Origin of the sequence: Mesorhizobium sp. M0898, from assembly GCF_040319695.1 — a bacterium.
Taxonomy (GTDB): Bacteria; Pseudomonadota; Alphaproteobacteria; order Rhizobiales; family Rhizobiaceae; genus Mesorhizobium.
Genome location: NZ_JAMYOE010000003.1, coordinates 284,311 through 307,081 on the forward strand (window position 1 = coordinate 284,311; position 22,771 = coordinate 307,081).

Genomic DNA, 22,771 nt, shown 5'->3' on the forward strand with positions numbered 1-22,771 from the left:
TCTTCACGGGAGAGGCTGAGGGTGAGGAGCGGCGCCAACGTTGCCAGATTATTCAATACCGCTCGAACCCCCTGTGCAGTTCCCAGTCCGTAATCCGGCGGTCGTACTCGAACTGTTCCCAGTGTGCCGTGTGGACGTAATGTTCCAGCACATCGTCGCCGAGCGCCTGCCTCAGCATTTTCGATTCCGCCAGCGTCGCGGTGGCGTCGCGCAATGTCTTTGGAATTTCAGGCAGCTGCGAGGCCTGGTAGGCATCACCGACGAAGGGCTTCTGCAGCTCAAGCTTTTCATCGATGCCGGCAAGCCCGGCCGCGATCAGCGCGGCGAAAGCCAGATAGGGGTTCAAATCGGCGCCGCCGATGCGGCATTCCATGCGGATGCCTTTGGTGCCCTCGCCGCAAAGACGGAAGCCGGCGGTGCGGTTGTCCTCGCTCCACATGATCTTGGTCGGCGCAAACGTGCCGGCCTGGAAGCGCTTGTAGGAATTGATGTAGGGCGCCAGGAACCAGGTGAATTCCTTGGCATATTTGAGCTGGCCGGCCGCCCATTGCTGGCCGAGTGTCGACAGCGTCCACTCGGCATTTTTGTCGTAGAACAACGGCGTCTTGCCGTCGGCGCTCCACAGCGAATTATGGATGTGGCTGGAATTGCCGGCGAGCCCGTAATTGTACTTGGCCATGAACGAGATCGCCTTGCCTTCGGACTCGGCGATTTCCTTGGCGCCGTTCTTCAGGATGACGTGGCGGTCGGCCATGTCGAGCGCCTCGGCGTAGCGGACATTGATCTCTTCCTGGCCTGGCCCCCACTCGCCCTTCGAATTCTCGATCGGGATGCCGGCCGCCTCCATCTCGTTGCGCAGCCGGCGCATGACGCCTTCTTCCTTGGTGGTGATGCCGATCTGGTAGTCGCCGATGTAGGGCGATGCCGTCTCGAGGCCCTGCCAGTGCTTCTTGCGGGCGGAATCGTAGGTTTCGCTGAACAGATAGAATTCGAGCTCGGAAGCGAAATAGCCGATATAGCCGCGATCCTGCAGCCGCTTGACCTGCTTCTTCAGCATGGCGCGCGGCGAATGCGCCAGGTCGTCATGGGTATGGTGGTCGAGCACGTCGCAGATCACCAGCGCCGTCTTCTCCAGCCACGGAACGAGCCGCAGCGTCGCAAGGTCCGGCTTCATGACGAAATCGCCATAACCCTTCGACCAGCTCGCCGCCTTGTAGCCGGGCACCGGTTCCATATCGATGTCTGCCGCCAAGAGATAGTTACAGCCATGCGTCTCGTCATGCGCGGAATCGACGAAATAACGGGCCAGGAAACGCTTTCCCGCGAGCCGCCCCTGCATATCGACGATGCAGGCCAGCACCGTGTCGACCTCGCCGCTGGAGACCGCTTGCTTCAACTGATCGAACGAGAAATTTCCGGCCATTCCTTTGGCACTCCAGCGCTTGTCGTTTCGGGCTTGTCACTTTGAAAAGGAAACGAAAACCACGGCCGGCGCGAATGCCGGCCATGGTCATGAGAGGGGGTCAGGCGCCGGCTTCGCCTATGGCTAGCTCGGCTGCCTTGATCGCCGCCTGACGCTTTGCGATCTGGTCGCCGATGGGCGGACCCTGGAAGCGGCGGTTCTCGAAACCGAACCAAAGCACCGCGGTCAGCACAATGAAGCCCAAGGTGATATAGAGCACTTTGTCGTTCGGCGGCTGGATGGCGATGTAGAAGATGATCGCCATGCCGATGACCGACAGGATGCAAAACAGCTTGAACAGGCCGGCGCCGAGGTTCCATGGGCCGGGGTTCGGCCATTTTTCCGTTCCGAAAGCCATCATGCCGAGCACGATCGGAATGATGAAGGACAGAAACAGGAACACCAATGTCGAATTGACGACGATGGTATAGATGTTCGTGCCGCCGACCGAGATGAACTGGGCAAGAAAGACATAGATTACCTCGAGCACAGCAGCCGTCCAAATCGCATTGACCGGCGTGCGCCAGGTCGGGCTGACCTTGGCTAGCGAGGCCGAGCCGACCGGCATGCCGCCGTCACGCGAGAAGGCGAAAAGCATGCGCGAGGCAGAGGTGACCGTTGCCAGACCGCAGAGGAACTGCGCGATCAGGATGCCCAGATAGAGCAGTGTCTTCAGCCACGCCGGCAAGATCGCGTCCATCGTGGCGAAGAACACGCTCCAGCCCTGCTTGGCGCCGGCCGCCAGATCCGGAATCGCCAGTACGATCGCGCACAGCATCACCCAGCCGATCAGCGACGACCAGACTACGGACGAAACGATTGCCCGCGGAACCGAGTGCGCCGCCCTCAACGTTTCTTCCGAAGTATGCGCCGACGCGTCATAGCCAGTGATGGTGTAAACCGGCAGCAGCAGGCAGAGCAGGAAGAGATACGTCATGGAATCGGACTGCGGGAAAACACCGCCGCCCGCGTCGCCCGAATAGTTCGTGAACGTCCACAGCCGCGTGATGTCGATCGCTGGAGCAAACATCAGGCAGGCGACGATCAGCACGGCTGTCGTTGCCAGGATCAGGAAGCCGGAGGCGTCCGTCAACATAGCCGTCAATTTGATGCCGAAATGATTGAGCAGCGCCTGCAACACGGTGATGAAGGCGACAAACCCGACGATCTCACCAGGCGTGCCAGTCATGCCGAAGGCTCCGCCGAAAGTGCCGACGAAGAAGAAAGCAGTACCGATGTTGATGGCGCCGAGCACGGTGATCAGGCCGAGCAGATTGAGCCATGCGGTGAGCCAGCCAGTGAAACGGTTCCCTAGGATGGATGCCCAGTGATAGAGGCCGCCGGCGGTCGGAAATGCAGAGGCGATCTGGGCCATGGCGAGCGCGAAAAATCCCGAAACCATGCACCCGACGATCCAGCCGATGCCAGCGCCGGCGCCACCGATGGACGACGTCGCTTGCGCGAAGGAATTGATGCCGCCTGAGAGGATGCAGATGATCGAGAACGAGATCGCGAAATTCGAGAAGCGGCTCATGCTTCGCGACAGTTCCTGAGCATAGCCCATTCCGTGGAGAACTTTCAGGTCCTCCTTCTTGTCAACTTCGCTGTAACCCGGTGCTACCATTTTAAAGTCCCCTTTTGGTTTCTTAGCTGGCCGATTGAACTGACTTTCCGACTGCGCTTGGTCTGGAGTCCTTGGCCGCTTCGGGCTCCAGATTGAGAAAAATACCGGTGAGCAGATCCGCCCATTTCCGCTGCCCGGCCGCGCCGGCGATCTCGTCGTTGCGGATTTCAATCATTGCGCAGGGCAGCCCGCGCGAGCGCGCATGGCGTTCCAGCGTGAAATAGACCCGGTCGGCCGGCGAATAGGGTTCGTTGACGCCGACGCTGACGCCGGCAAGCCGCTTCAGTGTCGCGATCAGCGGCGCCGCCAGCCGGCGATCCTCGTCGTGGATGATGCCGATGTGCCAGGGCCGGCTTTTGCCTTTGTAGAGCGGCGTGAAGGAATGGATCGAGACCAGCCTGGTCTCCCGCCCGGCCGCCAGGCGCTCGTCGATGACCGTTGCGATCCGCTCGTGAAACGGTCGCCACGCCAGCGCGATGCGCGCCTCCCGCTGGTCGGCCGAAAGTCCCTGGTTGGCCGGGACCACGGTTTTTTCGCTGGCGCTGACCGTCACTATCAGGTCCGGCGCGTCGAGCGGGCGGTTGCAGTCGATGACGAGCCGCGAGATGCAGGTCTCGACCAGCGTCGCATCGAGCGCCTCGGCCATGCGGCGCGCCACCGGCAAGGCGCCGGGATCCCAGGCGATGTGGCGGGAAAGTTCCTCGGCGGCAAGGCCGAGCGTTCCGAATTCCGGTGGAAGGAAATTGGAGGCGTGGTCGCAGGTCAGCACGAAAGGGCTTGATCCGCCGGGGTTCGTCACCCTTACGGTTTCAGGCGATGCAAGGCTGGCGGGCCGTGCTGTCTCCATTGTCTGCTGTCCCCGGGGAGCGCTGTATCGTATGTTACGTATTTTGTCCTCATTGCGTCCCTGCGGATGATTTCATACAGTTTGGCCGGCTTTGTCAAACGTGATTTCGATAATGCGCTAACGGCACGGCCAGGGTGGGGAAAAAGCATGGTTTCGAGCATTGCCGAACTGATCTCCGACCGTATCGGCACCATGCCGGCCGGCGAGCGGCGCGCGGCGCAAGCGCTGATCGCCAGCTATCCGCTGATCGGGCTGAAGACAGTCGCCGAATTCTCGGCTACGGCCGGCGTATCATCGCCGACGATCCTGCGTTTCGTCGCCCGGCTCGGCTTCCAGAACTATCCGGAATTCCAGTCGGCGCTGCAAGACGAGCTGGCGGCGCAATTGCAGTCGCCGGCTTCGCGCACGCTCAATCCCCCCTCGCAGGGCAGCAGCGCCGTGTCGCCGATGCTGGAGGCGACCCTCGACAACATGCGCGAGACATTCCGGCATCTCTCGGACAAACAGCTTGCCGACATCGTCGCCAAGCTAGCCGACCGGCGCGGCAAGACATTCCTGATCGGCGGCCGCTTCACCGACCCGCTGGCGCGCTACATGGCCGCCCACCTCGCCATCATCCAGCCCAACGTTTTTCACCTCGGCGGGCAGGAAAGCGTCTGGCGCGACCGACTGATCGACATGGGCAAGCGCGACGTGCTGGTGATCTTCGACATCAGGCGCTACCAGGACAGCTTGGTCCGTTTCGCCGAGACGGCCAACCAGCGCGGCGTGCAGATCGTGCTGTTTACCGACCAGTGGCTGTCGCCGATCGCCCGCTTCGCCCGCCATGTCATCGCCGGGCGCACCGCCGTGCCTTCGGCCTGGGACTCATCCGCCGCGCTTTTCGTCGTTGCCGAAGCCCTGATCGGCGCGGTCACAAGGCAGCTCGAAGCCGACGGCGCCAAACGCATCCGCGAACTGGAAAGCCTGCGGTAGAGCTCCTCCGGAAAGGCACGCCTTTCGCTTCGGTCTAGTCCACTAGAAAACTGATCATCTGCAGGATCAGGATCAGCAAAAGGACGCCAAAGACAGTCGCAACCACCGCTGCCAGCAGGACGGTGCGTTGTTTCTTACCCATGGCTTTCCCCCCGACAGCATAGTCCCCGTCCACGACTGCGAATATCAGTCCCGCCCCACTGCTCGGCCACCTCCCAACTCCTCAAGACCCGCCTGCGGCTTGGGCGGAGGAGTAATGACGACTGGTTCACGTGCGAAATGAACCGCTTACCAAGGTGCTCGCTAACGGGCACGGCCGCATCATTCATCCGACCCATGTCACGGCCGAATGACCACCTTGCATTTCGGGCTTAACCATTCAGCCACTGAGCGTGCCCCACCCCAGCTACTTTACCCATGGCAAGCATGATCGAAGTTCGGCTAGCCTTGTCGACGTGAAGCCGCTTCCTTGAACCAAAGCGCGGTGAACTGCACAGAGGGTACGATGAGCTATCTGGACGAGCTGTTCTCAGTCGCCGGCAAGACGGCGCTGGTCACCGGCGCCGCGACCGGCATCGGCCGCATGGCGGCGACCGCTCTGGTCATGGCCGGCGCCTCGGTGATGATCGCCTCGCGCAAGAGCGAGGATTGCGTCAGGGTAGCGGGCGAGTTGAACGGCCTTGGCGCACCCGGCCGGGCGGAAGGTTTTGCCGGCGACGTCTCCAGCGAGGCCGGCATTGCGGCGCTTGTGGCCGAGGTCAGGGCGCGGACCGAGCGGCTGCATATCCTGGTCAACAATGCCGGCATCTCCTGGGGCGCGCCGCTGGAAAGCTTTCCCTACCATGCCTGGGCCAAGGTGTTCGGCGTCAACGTCACCGCGGTCTTCCACCTGACGCGCGAATTGCTGCCTCTGCTCGAGGCCGCCGCCAGCGATGCCGACCCGGCCCGGGTGATCAATCTTGGATCGGTGATGGGCACGCAGCCTTTGGCCGAAGACGCTTACTCCTACTCGGCCTCGAAGGCCGCGGTTCACCACCTGACGCGCATCCTGGCGATCGAGTTCGCCGCCCGCCGCATCACCGTCAACGCCTTTGCGCCTGGCCCTTTCCGGAGCCGGATGACGGCCTTCGCCACCGGCACCGAGGACCAAGCAAGACATATCGGCAACCACGTTCCGATCGGCCGCATCGGCGCACCGGATGACATTGCCGGCGCAACGCTCTATTTGTGCAGCCGGGCCGGCAGCTATGTCACCGGCGCCATCCTGCCGATCGATGGCGGGCAGTCGGTGCAACACGGGCTGACATTGTTCAAGGAATGAGACGCACGCCATCCGGCGAGTGAAATGCCGGGGGTGAAGATGGAGGACATCAGCGTGGAACCGATCAGTCTCGATGTGCTTCTGGCCAACGTCGGCAAGGAAGTCGGCGTGTCGCCATGGCGGGTCGTCACCCAGCGCATGATCGACCAGTTCGCCGATGCCACCGACGACCATCAGTTCATCCATTGCGATCCGGAACGTGCCAGCCGCGAAACGCCGTTCGGCGGCACCATCGCGCATGGCTTCCTGTCGCTTTCGCTGTTGTCGGCGATGACCTTCGAAACCATGCCGCCGCTGGAAAACAGCAAAATGGGCGTCAATCACGGCTTCGATTCGCTGCGCTTCCTGGCGCCGGTGAAGACCGGCTCGCGCATCCGCACCCGTTTCGTGCTGGCCGACGTCAAGGTCAGGCCGTCGGGGTGGGTGCAGACGGCGCACGACGTGACGATCGAGATCGAGGGCTCGAAAAAACCGGCGCTGACCGCGCGCTGGCTGACGCTGACGCTGATCGAACGCCAGCCGGAAGCGGTCTGACTCTCGTCGGGCGGAGAAGCCCGAATCTATCTGTGCCAAATCTATTTGGCTTCGGCCGCGACGTACTTCATGTGACGGCTGACCTGCAGCGCAATGTAGACGACCAGTGAACAACCGATTGGGAACACGATCTCGTTGAGGCCGGTTGCGATCGCCTGCGGCATTGCGAGAGCAGCGTCGTTCGTCGCGGCCGTCTCGATGGTCAGCACCGTGATGCCGCCGCCGAATACCGCGCCTATCAGGGCGCCTGCCAGCGCGAAATGGAGCGGACGCGGTTCTTCCTTCGATGCCAGCGACGCCAGTGCCCAGCCGAGCAGCCCGTATTCGATCGCCCGCAGCACACCGAGCGTCGTGAGCGACAGGATGGCCGGCTTTGCCGCCGCGTCCAGCGCGCTGACCATAACCTTTTGCGTCCCTTTGGCGATGCCCATCGCCAGTGGCGCCGAAATCGCACCGATCAGGCCACCGAGCGAGGCTCGCACCTTGGTGAGCGCCGTGCCGAGGCTGACGCCGGCGCAGACGAAGAACGACCAGGTCACGCCTTGCGCCAGTTCGATCAGAACCTGCGTCGTCGCCGGGTAGGCACCTGCCGCAAATCTGACGGTCAGAATGAGAGCTTCCATGGCGAAGCCGAGCGCGATCGCCAGCCATGCGACCATGACGACGCGCCTGAGCGCCATCCTGGCGCGATGAGAAAGCGGGTCCACGTCCGGCACGCCGGACGAAAGCTCAGTTCCGGTCATAACGGCCTCCCGAAACGAAATTTTTGCAGAGCCGCGAATTAGTCTTCGTCTGTAACAGTCCGATGTTGCCGGCTTTATTGCCTGGTTACATCGTTTTGTGAGGTCAAGCCTCTGCTTCACACCGCCCTTGCCCGACGCCGTACAGCGTATATATGCTGCATCCAGCATCAGTCATAAGGCAGTAGAAAGTTGCAGCTAAGCGTCCAGGAGCGCCGCGAAAAACAAAAGGCCGAACTGCGTTCCGAACTTGTCGACGCCGCGCACAAGCTTGTCCAGGAAGAAGGCTATGACGGCCTCACCATCCGCAAGCTCGCCAAGCGCGTCGGCTATGCGCCGATGTCGGTCTATTCCTATTTCGCCGACAAGCAGGACATCCTGTTCGCGCTGGCCGAGGACGCCTTCGAGACCCTGGCCAGGCGCATCGCAAATCATACGGCCGACGACCCGATCGAGGCGCTCAAGGCGGTGCTTGTCGAATACGCCGCCTTCGGGCTGGAAAATCCCAACGAGTACCGCACCGTCTTCATGACCGAAAAAGTCAAGCCGCCGACCGGCAAGACCTTTGCCGAGATGGAAGGCGGCAACCCGGCGATGAAAGTGCTGATCGAGAGGGTCGAAGCCTGCGTTGCCGCCGGCAGGCTCAAAGGCGATCCACGCGCCATCGCCACCATGCTGTGGGCGGTCGGCCACGGCGCCATCTCGCTGCTGATCACCTTCCCGTTCTACCCGTTCGGCGACCAGACGACGTTCATCACACGGATCGGCGACATCATGGTCGAAGCCATCGCCGCGCACGAGATTGCGCCGCTCACGCCGCCGGTCAACTGCTGAAGAGCGGCGCTCCTCCCGATCTGCAGGATCTTCTCCGAACGATCCGCGCTGCGGCGCCAAGCGTTCGGCAATTCTCCGTACGCGTACGATTTTGCTTGAACATCGGGAGTTCAGGGCGTATCTGTACGCAATACCGTACATGTACGAGAAATTCAATAGCTGAACCGGAGACCGACGATGAAGAAGGCAATCCTCACGCTCGCCGCCCTGCTGGCGCTCTCTGGCGCCGCATTTGCCGGCAGCAGTCAGACAGGCAAGCAAGAAGCGGCCTGCATCGACACCAAGGCTGATGTGAAGCTCGATTGCGCGCCGACCGGATCGCTTGAAAAGGCGGACGCCGCGGCCCACAAGGCCGGCAGCAAGGGCCCGAGGCTCGGCATCGGCATCGACCCGTGGATCGTGCCAAGCAGCTTCTGAGCCGACGGGCGACAACACGCGGTGATGCACCGAAAGGGCGGCAGGAATTTCCGGCCGCCCATCGTGCCGGCCTCAGCCCTGCTTTTTGTCACCCCGCGCAGATCACTTCTTGCGCTTCTGTCCCACCACGCTTTTGGGCTTGCCGGGTCTTGCAGGTGCGCCGGGAATGGCCGTTCCGGTGATCGACACCGGATCGCTGGCCGGGAATGTATCCTCGAGGCCTTCCTCGAGTTCCTCTTCGATATCCGTCCCAGTGCGCTGCTCGTCTTCGAAAGAGCGCACGGCCGGCGTCTTGACCGGCGACTTCGGCGCGGAGTTCGGCGGCATTTGCATTCTCCCTCGGCTCGCTGTCGCAGAACGGTCGGGCGCGGCGAGCATGCCTATGCTGCCGCGTCGCGCGCTGCCTCCGACAGAAAAGTAAAGACATAATCGGAAAAGGAACGCCAGCATTCGACGCGGAACGCGTCGGCCGCCGTGCGCAACAGCACGATTTCGACCTTGCCGAGAATGGTACGCGACGCCGCCCCGACCGGAAAGGCGTCGAGCGACAGATCCTGCGGGCAGCCGGCATTGATCGTCGCCGCGGCAGCCGGACCGGTAACCGATATGGCGACGTTGCGGTGAGAGATGCCTACCGCCGAATGCAGTACGGAAATGCTGGCGCAGTCGGCGCGCGGATCTTTTCCGTTCTCGTCGATGACCAGCCATTCGTCCGGCCCGAGCCACAAGGCCGTGCGTCCGGCCTTTGCCGCCGAGGTTTTCGGCCTTTGCGGCAGGACGACGCGGAGCGCCTTCGAAAGTGCCGCAATCGAGGCTTCCGGCGCGCGCAGCGATATGCGCTCGGCCGGCGGCAGCACGGCAAGTGTAACGCCGGCGGCGGAAAGCGACTGGCCGGCGAGAGCCGGACGGCGTTCGACTGAGGGTCCGGCGGCGTCGGTTTTCAAAGCGGCCTTAGCCATTGAGGCGCTCCCCCTTCTCGTCGAAGAACACCATGCCGGTGACCTCCACCTCGATCACCCCGTCCGGCATCGGCACATAGAGCCTCTCGCCCGTGCGATCGCGGCCGCCGGCGACCAGCCCCAGCGCGATCGAGCGGCCGCAATTTTGCGACCAATAGCTCGAGGTGACATGGCCAATCATCTTCATCGGGATTGCCTGCTTCGGGTCCGCAACGATCTGCGCGCCCTCCTCCAGCACCGCCTTGGGATCCCTCGTCTTCAGGCCGACAAGCTGCTTGCGGCCCTTGGCAACCAGATCCGGCCGCGCCATGCCGCGAATGCCGACGAAATCGGTCTTCTTCTTGCCGACGGCCCAGTCGAGCCCGGCATCGTTCGGCGTCACCGTCCCGTCGGTATCCTGGCCGACGATGATGTAGCCCTTTTCGGCGCGCAGCACATGCATCGACTCGGTGCCGTAGGCACAGGCTCCGTGCTTCTGGCCCTCGGCCCATAGCGCTTCCCAGACCGCCTCGCCATAATCGGCCGGCACGTTGACCTCGAAGCCGCGCTCACCGCTGAACGACATGCGAAACAGCCTTGTCGGCACGCCGCAGATCCGGCCTTCGCGCACCGACATATGCGGCAGCGCCTCATCCGACATGTCGATGCCCTCGACCAGCGGCGCAATGATGTCGCGAGACTTCGGTCCCTGCACGGCAATCACCGCCCACTGCTCGGTGATCGAGGTCAGCCAGACGTTGAGATGCGGGAACTCGGTCTGGAGATAGTCTTCCATATGGTTCATGACCCGCGGCGCGCCGCCGGTCGTCGTCGTCACATGGAAACGGTCGGGTGCAAGCCTGCCGACGACACCGTCGTCATAGATGAAGCCGTCCTCGCGCAGCATGATGCCGTACCGGCAGCGGCCGGGCTCGAGCTTCTCCCATGGATTGGTGTAGAGCAGTTCCATGAATTTGGCCGCATCCGGCCCGACCACCTCGATCTTGCCCAGCGTCGAGGCGTCAAACAGGCCGGCCGTCTTGCGCACCGTCACGCATTCGCGGTCGACGGCGGCATGTATGTCCTCGCCCGGCTTCGGGAAATACCAGGCGCGCTTCCACTGGCCGACATCCTCGAATACAGCGCCCTGGCGCTCGGTCCAGGGATGGATCGCCGTCTTGCGGGTCGGGTCGAACAGGGGACCCCGCGCGTGGCCGACGATCGAGCCGAATGTCACCGGCGTATAGGGCGCGCGGAACGTCGTCAGCCCGACCTGCGGGATCGGCTTGCCCAACGTCTCGGCGGCAATCGCCAGGCCGTGCATGTTGGAGGTCTTGCCCTGGTCGGTCGCCATGCCATTGGTGGTGAAGCGCTTGACGTGCTCGATCGAGCGCATGCCCTCATGCACTGCCTGGCGGATGTCCTTGGCGGTGACGTCGTTCTGGAAGTCGACAAAGGCCTTGACCGTCGTATCCGATCCGGCACCGGGTGCTGCACCCAGCATGCCGCGCGACCAGCTCTCGCCGGCGTCGACCTTCGGCTTGGAGCCCTTGGCCGGCCTGCTGCCGGCGTCCTTGGCCGCCTTGGCGCCCGCTGCATAGGCCTCGTCGATCGTCGCCGACAGCCCGTCGGTACCGTTGCAGACGCCGACCGAGACGCAGTCCTGCGCATAAATTCCGGGCACGAAGCGCTTGGTCTCGTCATTGAAGGCGACCTTGCCGCGCGATTGCGAGAACAGATGCACCGATGGCGTCCAGCCGGCCGACATCAGAATCGCGTCAACCGGGATGGTGCGCTCGCCGCCGCCATTCTTCGGCTGCACGGTCATCGACGACACCCGCAATTTGCCGCCGGCGCGGATCACCGCGCGGCCGAAATTGACCTCGATGCCGAGCGCCCTCGCCTCGTCGATCGCCGGCCCGGTCGGGTTGTCGCGCAGGTCGACGATCGCCGCCACGTTGATGCCGGCCTTTTTCAGGTCGATCGCCGCCGCATAGGCGGAATCGTTCGCCGTATAGACGCCGATATTCCTGCCGACGGCGACGCCGTAATGGTTGAGATAGGTGCGCGCCGCCGACGCCAGCATGATGCCCGGCCGGTCGTTGTCGGCAAACACCATGTGGCGCTCGATGGCGCCGGTCGCCAGTACCACGCGTTTAGCGCGAACCTGCCACAGCCGCTCGCGCGGCAGGTCGCGGCCGGGGTTCTGCAGATGGTCGCTGACGCGCTCGACCAGCCCGACGAAATTCTGCGCGTAATAGCCGAAGGCCGTGGTACGCGGCAGCACGCGGACATTGTCCATCGCGCTCAACTTGGCGAGAGCCGATTGCGCCCAGGAAAAACCGTCCTGGCCTTCGATCTTCGCGCCGCTCTCGAAGCGCAGGCTGCCGCCGAATTCCGCCTGCTCGTCGGCAAGGATGACGCGCGCGCCGGTCTCGGCCGCGGCCAATGCCGCGGCGATGCCCGCGGCACCGCCGCCAAGCACCAGCACCTCGCAATGGGCGAAGCGCGCCGAATAGTGGTCGGGATCCGGCTGGTCAGGAGCGACGCCAAGACCGGCGGCGGCGCGGATCTTGGGTTCGTAGAGGTTTTTCCACGCAGCCTTCGGCCACATGAAGGTCTTGTAGTAGAAGCCGGCCGAAAGCATCGGCGAGGCAATACTGCTGACCGCACCGACGTCGAAAGCGAGCGACGGCCATCGGTTCTGCGACTGTGCGGTCAATCCGTCATAGAGCTCCTGCACCGTGGCACGCACGTTCGGCGTCTTGCGTGCCGCGTCGCGCTTGATCTCGACCAGCGCGTTCGGCTCTTCGGCGCCGGCCGACAGAAAACCGCGCGGCCGGTGGTACTTGAACGAGCGGCCGACGAGATGGACGCCGTTTGCAAGCAGCGCCGAGGCCAACGTATCGCCCTCGATGCCGGTATAGGGGCGGCCGTCGAAGCTGAAGCCAGCTATCTTTGCCTGTTTGAGCCGCCCGGCGCCGGCAATGCGGAACGTGGCGCTCATTTGGCGGCTCCCGGCAGCTTTACGGGCTTCGGTTCGCCCGCCTTGTAGGTCATCAGGAACCTGTCGCTGACGGTGTCGCGCACGGCATTGAAGAACCGCGCGCAGCCATGCATGTGCCGCCAGCGCTCATAGATGATCCCCTTGGGATTGGAACGGATGAAAAAGAACTTTTCAAAATCGTCGTCGCTCTCGCTGGCGATGTTTGGGGAACGCGCGATATGCGCCTCGCCGGCGTTGCGGAATTCGAGCTCCGGACGCTCTTCCTCGCAATAGGGGCAGCGGATGAGAAGCATGGTTGGTCCTACAGTTCGCCGTGGCCGACGCGAGCGCCGGCAGGTTGGTCGCAAAGCCTCTGGCCCATCGTCACGAAGGGCGCGACCAGCCGGATGCGCTCCTCGATGCTGGCTACCGGGCGGAAAAGGTCGCGATACGCCATATTGCCGACCGAAAGCGTCATCGGTTCGGTCGTCACGATGACGTAGCGCCGCTCGAATTTTTCGCCCTCCTCGCGATCGGCTGGCCGGTTCTCCATAAAGGTGACCACTCTCTGACCGGCGCTCCAGGCGCAGGCGAGTACACCCTCGTCGACGGAAAACGGCCAATCTGCTTCATTGCCGGCGCGGCTGATGGGCTGCAGGCGCACCTCCTCTGGCGTGGGGATATGGAACAGGCCTTGCTCGCCGGCGAGCATCAGCGGCATGGCGACGGCCATCTCGGTCATCATCAGTGCGCCACCGCTGCCGCCGCCGCCTCGTCGATGAGGCGGCCGGTGCGGAAGCGCTCGATGGTGAAGGGCGCGTTGATCGGGTGCGGATCGTCTCTGGCGATCGTATGGGCAAAGACATGGCCCGAACCCGGCGTCGCCTTGAAGCCGCCTGTGCCCCAGCCGCAATTGACATAGAGGCCGGGCACCGGCGTCTTGGCCAGGATCGGCGAACGGTCCGGCGTCACATCGACGATGCCGCCCCATGAGCGCAGCATCTTCATGCGCGTGAAGATCGGGAACATCTCGCAGATGGCGTCCAGCGTATGCTGCAAAATGTGCAGCCCGCCGGTCTGCGAATAGGAGACATATTGGTCGGTGCCGGCGCCGATGACCAGTTCGCCCTTGTCGGACTGCGAGATATAGGCATGCACGGTGTTCGACATGACAACGCAGGGCACCACCGGCTTGACCGGCTCCGACACCAGCGCCTGCAGCGGATAGCTTTCCAGCGGCATGCGCACGCCGGCCATGTTCATGATCACCGATGAGTGGCCGGCGGCAACCACGCCGACCTTTTTGGCGCCGATGAAGCCGCGCGTCGTATCGACGCCCATGACTGCGCCATTGGCGGCGCGCTTGACGCCTGTGACCTCGCAATTCTGGATGATGTGCACACCGCGCGCCGAGGCGCCGCGCGCATAGCCCCAGGCGACCGCATCGTGACGCGCCGTGCCGCCGCGGCGCTGGAGCGCTGCACCCATCACCGGATAGCGCGCATCGCGCGAAATGTTGAGCGGCGGACAGAATTCCTTGGCCTGCTCCGGCGTCAGCCATTCATTGTCTATGCCGTTCAGCCGATTGGCATGGACGTGCCGCTTCAGGACCTGGATGTCGTGGATGTTGTGGGCGAGCATCATGACGCCGCGCGGCGAATACATGACGTTGTAGTTGAGTTCCTGGCTGAGCCCGTCCCACAGCTTCAGCGCATGGTCGTAGATGCCGGCGCTTTCGTCATAGAGATAATTGGAACGGATGATGGTGGTGTTGCGGCCGGTATTGCCGCCGCCGAGCCAGCCTTTTTCCAATACCGCGACGTTGGTGACGCCGTGCACGGTGGCGAGATAATAGGCGGTGGCCAGGCCGTGGCCGCCGGCGCCGACGATGATGACGTCGTACTCCTTCTTCGGCTCCGGTGAGGACCATTGTTCCTCCCAGCCCTTGTGACCGCGCATGGCCTCGCGGGCGATGGCGAATACCGAGTATTTCTTCAACGTCGCAGGCCTCGCAAATGACGGCCGGGCATTCACTCGAACGCCGGCGCGCGAGCTGTATCACTAGCGAAACGGCGCTGCCAGCCTTGCACTGTTTGCGACGGCGCTTGCCGTTTTGCGCCGTGGTGAAAAAGCCGCATCCGGGCAGGTTGATGCAATTGCCTTCCACCGCTATCCGTCGCCTGACGATCGGAGGATTATGGCGGTGGCTAACGTCTGGTGGAACCTGACATTGCGCTTCTTGCTGGAGCTCGCCGCTTTGCTCGGCCTCGGCATGGCGGGCTGGAGCCTCTCAGCGGGCATGTGGAGTTGGATCCTTGCCGTGGCATTGCCGTTCGTTGCCGCCGCGCTCTGGGGAGTCTTCGCGGTGCCGAACGATCCGAGCCGCTCGGGGCGGGCGCCGGTTCCGGTGCCGGGCGGTTTGCGGCTGGTGCTCGAACTCGCCGTCCTGTTCGGCGGCGCTGCCGGATTCCACCTGGCCGGTTACACGACAGCCGGCATTGCCGTCGCCCTTCTGATCGCCGTCAGCTACGCATTTTCGCTCGATCGGCTCGGCTGGCTGCTCAGGCAATAGTCCAGGCCGACACCACCTCGCAGGTATCGGGTGGTCCGCACCGCCCCGATTTGCGACCAAGCATCCAATTGCCGGCCAGAACCGGCGCGAAAAAAGGATGCAGAAAATGTTCACACTCACCAACAAGGTCGCCATCGTCACCGGCGCCAGTTCCGGCATCGGCCGCGCCACGGCAAAGCTCTTTGCCGAGGAAGGCGCCAGGCTCGTCGTCGCCGCCCGCCGCCAGGCGGAACTCGATGCGCTGGTTGCCGAAATCGAAGACGCCGACGGCACGGCTATCGCTCTTGCCGGCGATGTCCGTGACGAGGCCTACGCGAAAGTCCTGGTCGACCTGGCGGTCGAGAAATTCGGCGGGCTCGACATCGCCTTCAACAATGCCGGCTCCGTCGGCAGGATGGGGCCGGTTTCTGAGCTGTCGCTGGAGGGCTGGCGCGAGACACTCGATACCAATCTGACCAGCGCCTTTCTCGGCGCGAAATACCAGGTGCCGGCGATGGTCGAACGCGGCGGCGGCTCGCTGATCTTCACCTCAACCTTCGTCGGCTACACGGTCGGCATGCCCGGCATGACCAGCTATGCCGCGAGCAAGGCCGGACTGATCGGATTGACGCAGGTGCTGGCCGCCGAATTTGGCGCCAAGGGCGTCCGGGTCAACGCGCTGCTGCCCGGCGGCACCGACACGCCTTCGGCGACATTCAACACACCTGAATCGCGGGCGTTCGTCGAAAACCTGCATGCCTTGAAGCGCGTCGCCGAGCCAGAGGAGATCGCCCGCTCGGCGCTTTACCTGGCTTCCGATGCATCGAGCTTCACCACCGGCACGGCACTGTTCGCCGACGGCGGTGTCTCGATCACCCGCACGTGAAGCGTTTCGCGGTTGGCGTCGGCCCGCCAGCCGCAATGTCGGCCGCCAGCCGCAATGCCGGAAAAACCGGTCTTGCTTTTCCCGGCGATTTGACGATTCCGTCTTCTCCTCGAAAACGGGTTGGAAACATGCTGCTGATCAGGACCTATATCGCTGCAAGCGCAATCGAAGGCGTCGGCGTGTTCGCCGCCGAGCCGATCCGGAAAGGGGCGCAGATCTGGCGGCTCGATCCGGACTTCGACCGGCTGATCCCGATGGAAAGATACGAGACGGCGCCGCCGCACCTCAAGGAATTGCTCGACAGATATGCCTATCCCAGTCCGGACCGGCCGGGCTTCATGGTGTATGAGGTCGACAATGGCCGCTTCATGAACCACGCCGACAAGCCGAACACCGACTTTTCGCAATATGGCGGGGCCACCGCGACCCGCGACATCGCCGCCGGCGAGGAAATAACCTGCGACTACGGCGAGTTCTTCGAGGGTTTCGAGCAGCTCCACCTGGCCACGGCGTAGCGGCGCCTATCTGGCCCAAGGCGAATTTTGTTCTTGCTTTGTGCCGGCAGCTATGCTATTAATTTCCCTACGGTGCTGATTCACACCAGCGACCCGCCGCCGAGGCGGGTTTTTTCGTTTCGGGATTCGGCGGCCTCAGGCTTCGGTCTTTTCGGCGGTGAGTTTCACCCCTAAGGCCTTCACCACGCCAAGCAATGTCGAGAGGCGCGGGTCGCCATCGGGGCTCAGTGCCTTGTACAGGGCCTCCCGGGTGACGCCGGCATCTTTCGCCACCTTGGACATGCCACGCGCGCGGGCAACTATGCCGAGAGCATTCGCGATATAGCCGGTATCGCCCGTGGCAAAGGCGTCGGCAAGAAGTTCGGCCTGGGCCTCCGCGCGGCCGAGATGTTCGGCAGGATCAAAAGGCAAGGTCTCGTGGGGCATTTCAGATCTCCTTGGCCATTTCAATGGCCTTCCTGATATCGCGCTTCTGCGAGGACTTGTCGCCGCCGCAGAGCAGGATAACGAGCGCGCTGCCGCGCTTGACGAAGTACAGTCGGTAACCGGGACCGTAGTCTATCCGAAGCTCGCCGATGCCATCGAAGAACTTCACGTCTCCCATCAGTCCGGACTGGATACGTGCCACGCGGATCGCAATCCGCTCGGCCGCCCGCATATCGTTTAGACCCTTGAGCCAGTCCCGGAACTCGGCGGTTTGCTCAACGATGGTCACTCGTGAACTATAGTTCACAGATTGAAAAAATCAAGCCGCCATGTGGGACTGTCGTGCCCGCCCGGACGGCACCGCCTCTCAATCGGCTGTGGACAGAGCCCCTTGATTCTGCTATCAGCCGCCCCAATTCGTGGTGTAACGCGCCGCGGAGGCTTGCGGCTATGGCCGCTTGCCTGTTGATTTCAAACCCGAAAGACAGGATTGCACGTGCAGGTACTCGTCCGCGACAACAATGTTGATCAGGCGCTTCGCGCGCTCAAGAAAAAGATGCAGCGCGAAGGCATCTTCCGCGAAATGAAGATGCGCGGACATTACGAAAAGCCCTCCGAGAAGCGCGCCCGTGAAAAGGCGGAAGCCGTGCGCCGTGCCCGCAAGCTGGCCCGCAAGCGCGCCCAGCGCGAAGGCCTGCTGCCGATGACGCCGCGTCCGGTCGCGGCCGGTGCTGCCGGTGCCGGTGCTCCGCGTCCGCCGCGGTTCTGACGTCAATTTTTCGTCCTTTTCCAAGGATATCCAAGGTGGCGCGATGCGGAATCGCCGCCACCTTTTTGTTGTGAGTTCGACCCGGTCCGAGAGGACCGGTTGGGGGAGATGCCGGTTCGGAGGGGGAACGGACCAGACGGCGCAGTAAGGACAGGGCAGACATGGACGCAATCACCGTAGAGCGCAGAACCGCGTGGCGCGGCCTCGCCCTGACGGCAGCCCTGCTTTCCGGGATGGCGCTTGCCAGCTGCCAGAGTGTTCCGACCGGCGAGTTCAACAACATCGACAAGGCGCAAGGCTCGAGCGAGAACATCTCCTCGCTGTCGGCGGTGATCCAGCGCAACCCCCAGGATCCGGAAGCCTACAATGTGCGCGGCTCGGCCTATGGCCGCGGCGGCCAGTACCAGGCGGCGCTGAAGGACTTCAACACCGCCATCCAGCTCAATCCGAATTTTTACCAGGCCTATTCGAACCGTGCGCTCATCCAGCGCTTCCTCGGCGATCAGGCGAGCGCGCTCGCCGACTACAATCGCTCGATCCAGATCAATTCCAACTATGACGCCGCCTATATCGGCCGCGGCAATCTCTACCGCAGGGCGGGCCGGGTCCAGGAAGCCTTCAACGATTTCCAGAAAGCCATCCAGCTCGACACGACCGATGCGCGCGCCTATCACAATCGCGGCCTGATCTACCAGAGTCAGGGCCAGCACGCCTTTGCCATCGAGGATTTCTCGACCGCCATTTCGTTGGCGCCGGACGCCTCCGAGCCTTACAACGGGCGCGGCCTCTCCTACCTTGCCATGAACGACGAGGACAATGCCTTCGCCGACTTCAACATGGCGATCAAGCTCGACGGCAAGAATGCTGAGGCCTGGTCCAACCAGGCGTTGATCTACGAGCGGCGCGGCGACAAGGTCAGGGCCGCGAAATCCTACCGCGAGGCCGTGCACCTCAATCCGACCTACCAGCCGGCCAAGGACGGCCTGGCCCGCACCAGTGCCGGCTGAGCGGCCGGTTAATCGGGCCTCCGTTTCCGCACTCCGACAACCCTGCGTTTAGCTTCGCCTTGCTGGCGCCAAGTTTTCGGCGGAACGCTCGGCGTGCTCAGCCGTTTGTACAAGGCAATTTCGAAAGGACCCTGCCATGATCAAGAAACTCGCTTGTGCCGCTGTTCTCGCCACGACCGTCGTTGCCGCTCCCGCCAGCGCCAGCAAACTCCAGCTCGGCGTGCTCGACTGCACCATCGACGGCGGCACGGCCTATCTCGTCACCTCCAACAAGGGTGTTTCCTGTGTCTTTCGTCCGCATCGTGGCGGCCCCTCTGAAGTCTATACCGGGGTGATTTCCAAGCTCGGCGTCGATGTCGGCCGGACGCATCAGGGCCAGCTGGTATGGGCGGTTCTGGCGGCGACCCGCAACCACGATGAAGGTGACCTTGCCGGCAGCTACTATGGCGTGAACGCCGAGGCCAGCGTGGTCACCGGTGGCGGCGCCAATCTCCTGGTCGGCGGCCTCGACAGCGCCTTTTCGCTGCAGCCGCTCAGTGTCCAGGCACAGACCGGCGTCAACCTGGCGGTCGCCGTCACCTCGCTCGACCTGATCCACTCGTTCAAATAACGGCGCAGCATGGCTCCCGAGCGGCGGGGAGCGTAGGTGTCGGCCTGCGAATGGCTGCCGAAGGCTCATAGATTCCGGCAGGCCCACTCCGCAGAGGATGGGCCGCCCTGATGTTCAAAGTTGCGGCGCTCGAAGATCACGGCATGGCAACTGTGTTCATGCCGTTACCGTCACCGAAGATTGCGGCGATCCAATATTGCTTGTCTTCGGTCTGACCAGAATCTCAACGCCTCGTGATCGTCCCCCACCGCACAATTTTGAAATCCGCCACGTCAACGGCGATCAAGACCGCTTGATCTCAACTACGGTTGAGGTTCTAGAAGTCCTCCCATACTGCGGCATGTACTCATTTGGACGTAAAGAACGCTCCAATACTTCAGACCAGCGTCTGAGAAAGCCTGGGGGACCGGATGACCAAGACAAGCACAAACAGGGTCGACTGGCGCGCGCTGTGGGCGGGCGGCGACCTGGCGCGCTTCTGCTTCATCAGCCTCGGCATCCTGCTGCACGCCACCAACGAAACCATGGTGGCAACGGTCATGCCGGCCATGGTCGGCGAACTTGCCGGCGTGCAACTGGTCGGCTGGTCGCTGGCGATCTACGAGCTCGGCGCCCTCGTTGCCGGTGCGGCCGCCGGACGGCTGGTGAGCTATGTCGCGCTGCGTACCAACATGATGGTCGCCGCAATGCTCTATGCCGCCGGCGCGCTGGTCTGCGCCACCGCGCCTTCGATGCCGCTGTTCCTCTGCGGCCGCCTGATCGAAGGGCTCGGTGGCGGCGCGCTGGTGTCGCTCGCCTTCGTCTCGGTCGAGCGGCTGTTTGCCCGCGCGATCTGGCCGCAGCTTTTCGGCGTCATGTCGGCGATCTGGGGTGTCGCCGCCTTCAGCGGGCCGGTGCTCGGCGCGGTCATGACCGAATTCTCGTCCTGGCGCTGGGCCTTCGGCGTCTTTACCCTCGGAGGCACGGCCATGGCGCTGGCAAGCTTCCTTGTGCTCGATACGCCTGAAGCAACGAGGCCGCAGGCGACGGGCGGCTCGGCGCCGCCCTTCCCCTTTGCGGCACTAGGCTGCCTCGCCGTCAGCGTCGTGCTGATCGCCACCGCTGGCATCGACATCGCCCTGCTGCGCTCGTCGCTGCTGCTCACCCTCGGCCTGATCAGCCTGGCGCTGTTCATCCATATCGATGCACTGAAGCCGCGCTCGCGCCTGTTCCCGTCGCGGCTGTTCTCATGGCGCTCGCCGGTCGGCGCGGGCATGACCATGGTCGCGGCGTTTTCGGTGGCGACCTGCTCCTTTACCGTCTACGGTCCGCTGCTTCTGACCAGCCTGCACGGCATTCCGATCCTGACCACCGGCTACATCATCGCCGCCGAATCGATCGCCTGGTCGATCCTGTCGATCCTCGTCGCCAATGCGCCGCCGGAACGCGAGCGGCTGATCATCGTCGGCGGGGCGCTGATGATCGCCACGGGCGTCGCCGGTTTCGCCTATACGGTGCCGGCCGGCTCTATCCCGTTGATCCTGCTTTGTGCCTTGCTGCAAGGCGGCGGTTTCGGCATCGCCTGGCCGTTCGTCACGCGTGTCATCGTGGCATCGGCCAAGGAAGGCGAGCAGACGATCGCCTCGGCCGCTGTGCCGACCATGCAGCGCATCGGTTATGCCGTGGGGGCGGCACTGACCGGCATCGTCGCCAACGCCAGCGGCTTTTCCGAAGGCCTGAACCGTGAGGCCGCGGCAAGTGTCGCCGCCTGGCTGTTCCTGGCGTTTATCCCGCTCGGAATCCTGGGATGCCTTGCCGCCTTGCGGATTTCGGGGGCGACCGACACGAAGCCGGCGAAGCTGTCAATCTCCGTGGGGGAGATTGACTAGACAACGACCGTCTTCATCCGGTCGGCGATCAGCGCCGCGAGCCGCGTCGCCACCTCGTCCTTGCTCATCTCCGGCCATTCCTCGACGCCGGCCTTCGAGACGATCCGCACCTTGTTGCGGTCGCCGCCCATCACGCCCGGGGAACCATCTTCATGCGAGACATCATTGGCAACGATAAGATCGGCACCCTTTTTTGCAAGCTTGGCCTCGGCGTTCCTGACCAGGTCCTGCGTCTCCGCGGCGAAACCGACCACCAGCATCGGCCGCTTTTTGTGATGCCCGACACCGGCGAGAATATCGGGATTTTCCACCATCTGCAGCGCCGGTGGCCCCTCGCCCGCCACCTTCTTGATCTTCTCCCCGGCCGAATTTTGAGTGCGCCAGTCGGCGACAGCCGCGACGAACACTGCCGCGTCGGCCGGCAGCAGCTGCTCGACGGCGTCCTTCATCTCGACGGCCGTTTCGACGTGCAGCGTAGCGACGCCGGCCGGATCGGCAATGCCGACCGGGCCGGAGACGAGACGCACGTCGGCACCGAGCCTGGCCAGCGCCACCGCGATGGCGTGGCCCTGCTTGCCCGACGACCGGTTGGCGATGTAGCGGACCGGGTCGATCGGTTCATGCGTCGGCCCGGAGGTGACGATGATCTTCCTGCCCGCCAGCGGCTTTGGCCGGCTGTCGAGCAGCGCCTCGATCGCGGCGACGATCTCCAGCGGCTCGGCCATGCGGCCCTCGCCCACCTCGTTGCTCTCGGCCATCTCGCCCTTCGCCGGGCCGACGAATGCGACGCCGTCCTTGCTCAGCGTCGCACGGTTGCGGCGGACCGCCGGATGCGCCCACATTTTCGGGTTCATCGCCGGCGCCACCAAAACTCGCTTGTCGGTGGCGATGAGCACGGTCGAGGCAAGGTCGTTGGCATGGCCATTGGCGAGCTTTGCCATCAGGTCGGCGGTGGCCGGCGCCACGACCAAAAGGTCGGCCTCGCGCGACAGCCTGATATGGCCGATGTCGTGCTCGTCCTGCCGGTCGAACAATTCGGTGAAGACGTGGTCGGCCGACAGCGCCCCGGCCGACAGCGTAGTGATGAACTCCTGCGCCGCCGCGGTCATCACCACGCGCACCGAAGCACCGCGCTCGCGCAGCCGGCGGATCAGGTCGAGCGCCTTGTAGGCGGCGATGCCGCCGCCGATGATCAGCAGGATGCGCTTGCCGGAGAGGATGCCTCGCGGGCTGGAGACGACGACCACCGGCGCTGCTGGACTCTGCGAACTCGTCAGTTCGCGCAGTGTTTTCTCGATCTGGTCGATGCGACCGGCCGAACCGAACTGACCTTCGACCGCTGCGCGGATCATCACCCGCGCCTGGTCTTCCATCGACCGGCCATTCTCCGCCGCCAGTCGGCGCAGCAGGTCCTTGACCTCGTCATCAAGGTTGCGGATCGTGATGCTGGCCATCTGATTG

The 22,771-nt window shown here is 63.6% G+C and carries 25 protein-coding genes; 12 read left to right on the forward strand and 13 right to left on the reverse strand.

All coding sequences use genetic code 11. From position 1 onward, the window contains the following. Positions 1-52 precede the first annotated feature (52 nt). The 3 genes from NKH90_RS06580 to NKH90_RS06590 form a co-directional block, all read right to left on the reverse strand. Positions 53-1,423, reverse strand: coding sequence for a glutamine synthetase family protein (locus NKH90_RS06580; protein ID WP_352469498.1), 1,371 nt, complete (start codon positions 1,421-1,423; stop codon positions 53-55). Positions 1,424-1,523: 100 nt separating this feature from the next. Further along, entirely contained in the window at positions 1,524-3,086 is a 1,563-nt protein-coding gene (locus NKH90_RS06585) for an amino acid permease (RefSeq protein WP_352448255.1), read from the reverse strand. 22 nt (positions 3,087-3,108) lie between these two features. Next, positions 3,109-3,933, reverse strand: coding sequence for an N-formylglutamate amidohydrolase (locus tag NKH90_RS06590; protein ID WP_352818212.1), 825 nt, complete (start codon positions 3,931-3,933; stop codon positions 3,109-3,111). Positions 3,934-4,080: 147 nt separating this feature from the next. Here NKH90_RS06590 and NKH90_RS06595 point away from each other — a divergent pair, with 147 nt between their 5' ends. The 3 genes from NKH90_RS06595 (at position 4,081) to NKH90_RS06605 (ending at position 6,763) form a co-directional block, all read left to right on the forward strand. Next, complete coding sequence (locus NKH90_RS06595) at positions 4,081-4,908, forward strand: MurR/RpiR family transcriptional regulator (RefSeq protein ID WP_352469495.1); 828 nt, start codon at positions 4,081-4,083, stop codon at positions 4,906-4,908. Positions 4,909-5,413: 505 nt separating this feature from the next. Further along, positions 5,414-6,229 carry an SDR family oxidoreductase gene (locus NKH90_RS06600; RefSeq protein ID WP_352818215.1) on the forward strand — a complete coding sequence of 272 codons (816 nt, stop codon included), beginning with the start codon at positions 5,414-5,416 and terminating at the stop codon, positions 6,227-6,229. Positions 6,230-6,268: 39 nt separating this feature from the next. Continuing rightward, positions 6,269-6,763: a MaoC family dehydratase gene (locus NKH90_RS06605; RefSeq protein WP_031211357.1), complete on the forward strand. Its 495-nt coding sequence runs from the start codon at positions 6,269-6,271 to the stop codon at positions 6,761-6,763. A gap of 41 nt (positions 6,764-6,804) precedes the next feature. On the opposite strand, the gene NKH90_RS06610 is transcribed toward NKH90_RS06605, so the two are convergent. Further along, positions 6,805-7,506, reverse strand: a complete 702-nt coding sequence (locus NKH90_RS06610; protein ID WP_352682470.1) for a hypothetical protein — start codon at positions 7,504-7,506, stop codon at positions 6,805-6,807. Positions 7,507-7,695: 189 nt separating this feature from the next. Here NKH90_RS06610 and NKH90_RS06615 point away from each other — a divergent pair, with 189 nt between their 5' ends. After that, positions 7,696-8,337 carry a TetR/AcrR family transcriptional regulator gene (locus NKH90_RS06615; protein ID WP_352818220.1) on the forward strand — a complete coding sequence of 214 codons (642 nt, stop codon included), beginning with the start codon at positions 7,696-7,698 and terminating at the stop codon, positions 8,335-8,337. Positions 8,338-8,514: 177 nt separating this feature from the next. Continuing rightward, a complete protein-coding gene (locus NKH90_RS06620) occupies positions 8,515-8,754 on the forward strand; it encodes a DUF680 domain-containing protein (RefSeq protein WP_352818223.1) in 240 nt (79 codons plus the stop codon). A 102-nt stretch (positions 8,755-8,856) separates the two neighbouring features. Here the strand turns inward: NKH90_RS06620 and NKH90_RS06625 are convergent, their stop codons facing one another. The 6 genes from NKH90_RS06625 to NKH90_RS06650 are packed head-to-tail and all read right to left on the reverse strand — an operon-like array spanning position 8,857 to position 14,676. Continuing rightward, complete coding sequence (locus NKH90_RS06625; protein WP_023675341.1) at positions 8,857-9,081, reverse strand: hypothetical protein; 225 nt, start codon at positions 9,079-9,081, stop codon at positions 8,857-8,859. 53 nt (positions 9,082-9,134) lie between these two features. Further along, positions 9,135-9,713 (reverse strand): sarcosine oxidase subunit gamma, encoded by a 579-nt coding sequence (locus NKH90_RS06630; RefSeq protein ID WP_352818227.1) that lies wholly within the window; start codon positions 9,711-9,713, stop codon positions 9,135-9,137. Then, positions 9,706-12,699: a sarcosine oxidase subunit alpha gene (locus NKH90_RS06635; RefSeq protein ID WP_352818230.1), complete on the reverse strand. Its 2,994-nt coding sequence runs from the start codon at positions 12,697-12,699 to the stop codon at positions 9,706-9,708. Before NKH90_RS06635 ends, NKH90_RS06630 begins: the two co-directional genes overlap by 8 nt. Beyond that, a complete protein-coding gene (locus tag NKH90_RS06640) occupies positions 12,696-12,992 on the reverse strand; it encodes a sarcosine oxidase subunit delta (protein ID WP_023675338.1) in 297 nt (98 codons plus the stop codon). Before NKH90_RS06640 ends, NKH90_RS06635 begins: the two co-directional genes overlap by 4 nt. An 8-nt stretch (positions 12,993-13,000) precedes the next feature. Next, positions 13,001-13,423 carry a hypothetical protein gene (locus NKH90_RS06645; RefSeq protein ID WP_352818233.1) on the reverse strand — a complete coding sequence of 141 codons (423 nt, stop codon included), beginning with the start codon at positions 13,421-13,423 and terminating at the stop codon, positions 13,001-13,003. Further along, positions 13,423-14,676: a sarcosine oxidase subunit beta gene (locus NKH90_RS06650; RefSeq protein ID WP_352818235.1), complete on the reverse strand. Its 1,254-nt coding sequence runs from the start codon at positions 14,674-14,676 to the stop codon at positions 13,423-13,425. Before NKH90_RS06650 ends, NKH90_RS06645 begins: the two co-directional genes overlap by 1 nt. A gap of 199 nt (positions 14,677-14,875) precedes the next feature. On the opposite strand from NKH90_RS06650, the gene NKH90_RS06655 reads away from it, so the two are divergent. From NKH90_RS06655 to NKH90_RS06665, 3 genes are all read left to right on the forward strand, one after another. After that, entirely contained in the window at positions 14,876-15,250 is a 375-nt protein-coding gene (locus NKH90_RS06655) for a YrdB family protein (protein WP_352777097.1), read from the forward strand. Between the two features lie 106 nt (positions 15,251-15,356). Next, the gene (locus tag NKH90_RS06660) at positions 15,357-16,115 is read left to right on the forward strand and encodes an SDR family oxidoreductase (RefSeq protein ID WP_352469483.1); all 759 of its coding nucleotides are present in this window, start codon (positions 15,357-15,359) and stop codon (positions 16,113-16,115) included. 128 nt (positions 16,116-16,243) lie between these two features. Continuing rightward, positions 16,244-16,630, forward strand: a complete 387-nt coding sequence (locus NKH90_RS06665) for an SET domain-containing protein (RefSeq protein WP_352454023.1) — start codon at positions 16,244-16,246, stop codon at positions 16,628-16,630. Between the two features lie 135 nt (positions 16,631-16,765). On the opposite strand, the gene NKH90_RS06670 is transcribed toward NKH90_RS06665, so the two are convergent. Together NKH90_RS06670 and NKH90_RS06675 are read right to left on the reverse strand one after the other, a co-directional pair. Beyond that, positions 16,766-17,056 (reverse strand): addiction module antidote protein, encoded by a 291-nt coding sequence (locus tag NKH90_RS06670; RefSeq protein WP_352448268.1) that lies wholly within the window; start codon positions 17,054-17,056, stop codon positions 16,766-16,768. Between the two features lies 1 nt (position 17,057). Further along, positions 17,058-17,345 carry a type II toxin-antitoxin system RelE/ParE family toxin gene (locus NKH90_RS06675; RefSeq protein ID WP_352448269.1) on the reverse strand — a complete coding sequence of 96 codons (288 nt, stop codon included), beginning with the start codon at positions 17,343-17,345 and terminating at the stop codon, positions 17,058-17,060. Positions 17,346-17,552: 207 nt separating this feature from the next. Here NKH90_RS06675 and rpsU point away from each other — a divergent pair, with 207 nt between their 5' ends. From rpsU to NKH90_RS06695, 4 genes are all read left to right on the forward strand, one after another. Then, positions 17,553-17,825: a 30S ribosomal protein S21 gene (rpsU, locus tag NKH90_RS06680; protein WP_023675331.1), complete on the forward strand. Its 273-nt coding sequence runs from the start codon at positions 17,553-17,555 to the stop codon at positions 17,823-17,825. A gap of 161 nt (positions 17,826-17,986) precedes the next feature. Further along, positions 17,987-18,832, forward strand: coding sequence for a tetratricopeptide repeat protein (locus tag NKH90_RS06685; RefSeq protein WP_352469482.1), 846 nt, complete (start codon positions 17,987-17,989; stop codon positions 18,830-18,832). A gap of 136 nt (positions 18,833-18,968) precedes the next feature. After that, positions 18,969-19,442 (forward strand): DUF992 domain-containing protein, encoded by a 474-nt coding sequence (locus NKH90_RS06690; RefSeq protein WP_352469481.1) that lies wholly within the window; start codon positions 18,969-18,971, stop codon positions 19,440-19,442. A gap of 410 nt (positions 19,443-19,852) precedes the next feature. Continuing rightward, a complete protein-coding gene (locus NKH90_RS06695; RefSeq protein ID WP_352818240.1) occupies positions 19,853-21,310 on the forward strand; it encodes an MFS transporter in 1,458 nt (485 codons plus the stop codon). Here the strand turns inward: NKH90_RS06695 and coaBC are convergent. Next, positions 21,307-22,764, reverse strand: coding sequence for a bifunctional phosphopantothenoylcysteine decarboxylase/phosphopantothenate--cysteine ligase CoaBC (gene coaBC / locus NKH90_RS06700; protein WP_352818243.1), 1,458 nt, complete (start codon positions 22,762-22,764; stop codon positions 21,307-21,309). The genes NKH90_RS06695 and coaBC overlap by 4 nt on opposite strands. Positions 22,765-22,771: the final 7 nt, after the last annotated feature.

Excerpts from the sequence above, each read along its gene's own strand:
- NKH90_RS06690 (WP_352469481.1), top strand. The coding sequence starts at position 18,969 with ATGATCAAGAAACTCGCTTGTGCCGCTGTTCTCGCCACGACCGTCGTT.
- NKH90_RS06670 (WP_352448268.1), bottom strand. The coding sequence starts at position 17,056 with ATGCCCCACGAGACCTTGCCTTTTGATCCTGCCGAACATCTCGGCCGC.
- NKH90_RS06660 (WP_352469483.1), top strand. The coding sequence starts at position 15,357 with ATGTTCACACTCACCAACAAGGTCGCCATCGTCACCGGCGCCAGTTCC.
- NKH90_RS06620 (WP_352818223.1), top strand. The coding sequence starts at position 8,515 with ATGAAGAAGGCAATCCTCACGCTCGCCGCCCTGCTGGCGCTCTCTGGC.
- NKH90_RS06630 (WP_352818227.1), bottom strand. The coding sequence starts at position 9,713 with ATGGCTAAGGCCGCTTTGAAAACCGACGCCGCCGGACCCTCAGTCGAA.
- NKH90_RS06590 (WP_352818212.1), bottom strand. The coding sequence starts at position 3,933 with ATGGAGACAGCACGGCCCGCCAGCCTTGCATCGCCTGAAACCGTAAGG.
- NKH90_RS06685 (WP_352469482.1), top strand. The coding sequence starts at position 17,987 with ATGGACGCAATCACCGTAGAGCGCAGAACCGCGTGGCGCGGCCTCGCC.
- NKH90_RS06610 (WP_352682470.1), bottom strand. The coding sequence starts at position 7,506 with ATGACCGGAACTGAGCTTTCGTCCGGCGTGCCGGACGTGGACCCGCTT.
- NKH90_RS06580 (WP_352469498.1), bottom strand. The coding sequence starts at position 1,423 with ATGGCCGGAAATTTCTCGTTCGATCAGTTGAAGCAAGCGGTCTCCAGC.
- NKH90_RS06635 (WP_352818230.1), bottom strand. The coding sequence starts at position 12,699 with ATGAGCGCCACGTTCCGCATTGCCGGCGCCGGGCGGCTCAAACAGGCA.
- NKH90_RS06655 (WP_352777097.1), top strand. The coding sequence starts at position 14,876 with ATGGCGGTGGCTAACGTCTGGTGGAACCTGACATTGCGCTTCTTGCTG.
- NKH90_RS06595 (WP_352469495.1), top strand. The coding sequence starts at position 4,081 with ATGGTTTCGAGCATTGCCGAACTGATCTCCGACCGTATCGGCACCATG.
- NKH90_RS06665 (WP_352454023.1), top strand. The coding sequence starts at position 16,244 with ATGCTGCTGATCAGGACCTATATCGCTGCAAGCGCAATCGAAGGCGTC.
- coaBC (WP_352818243.1), bottom strand. The coding sequence starts at position 22,764 with ATGGCCAGCATCACGATCCGCAACCTTGATGACGAGGTCAAGGACCTG.
- NKH90_RS06625 (WP_023675341.1), bottom strand. The coding sequence starts at position 9,081 with ATGCCGCCGAACTCCGCGCCGAAGTCGCCGGTCAAGACGCCGGCCGTG.
- NKH90_RS06645 (WP_352818233.1), bottom strand. The coding sequence starts at position 13,423 with ATGATGACCGAGATGGCCGTCGCCATGCCGCTGATGCTCGCCGGCGAG.
- NKH90_RS06585 (WP_352448255.1), bottom strand. The coding sequence starts at position 3,086 with ATGGTAGCACCGGGTTACAGCGAAGTTGACAAGAAGGAGGACCTGAAA.
- NKH90_RS06640 (WP_023675338.1), bottom strand. The coding sequence starts at position 12,992 with ATGCTTCTCATCCGCTGCCCCTATTGCGAGGAAGAGCGTCCGGAGCTC.
- NKH90_RS06695 (WP_352818240.1), top strand. The coding sequence starts at position 19,853 with ATGACCAAGACAAGCACAAACAGGGTCGACTGGCGCGCGCTGTGGGCG.
- NKH90_RS06605 (WP_031211357.1), top strand. The coding sequence starts at position 6,269 with ATGGAGGACATCAGCGTGGAACCGATCAGTCTCGATGTGCTTCTGGCC.
- NKH90_RS06600 (WP_352818215.1), top strand. The coding sequence starts at position 5,414 with ATGAGCTATCTGGACGAGCTGTTCTCAGTCGCCGGCAAGACGGCGCTG.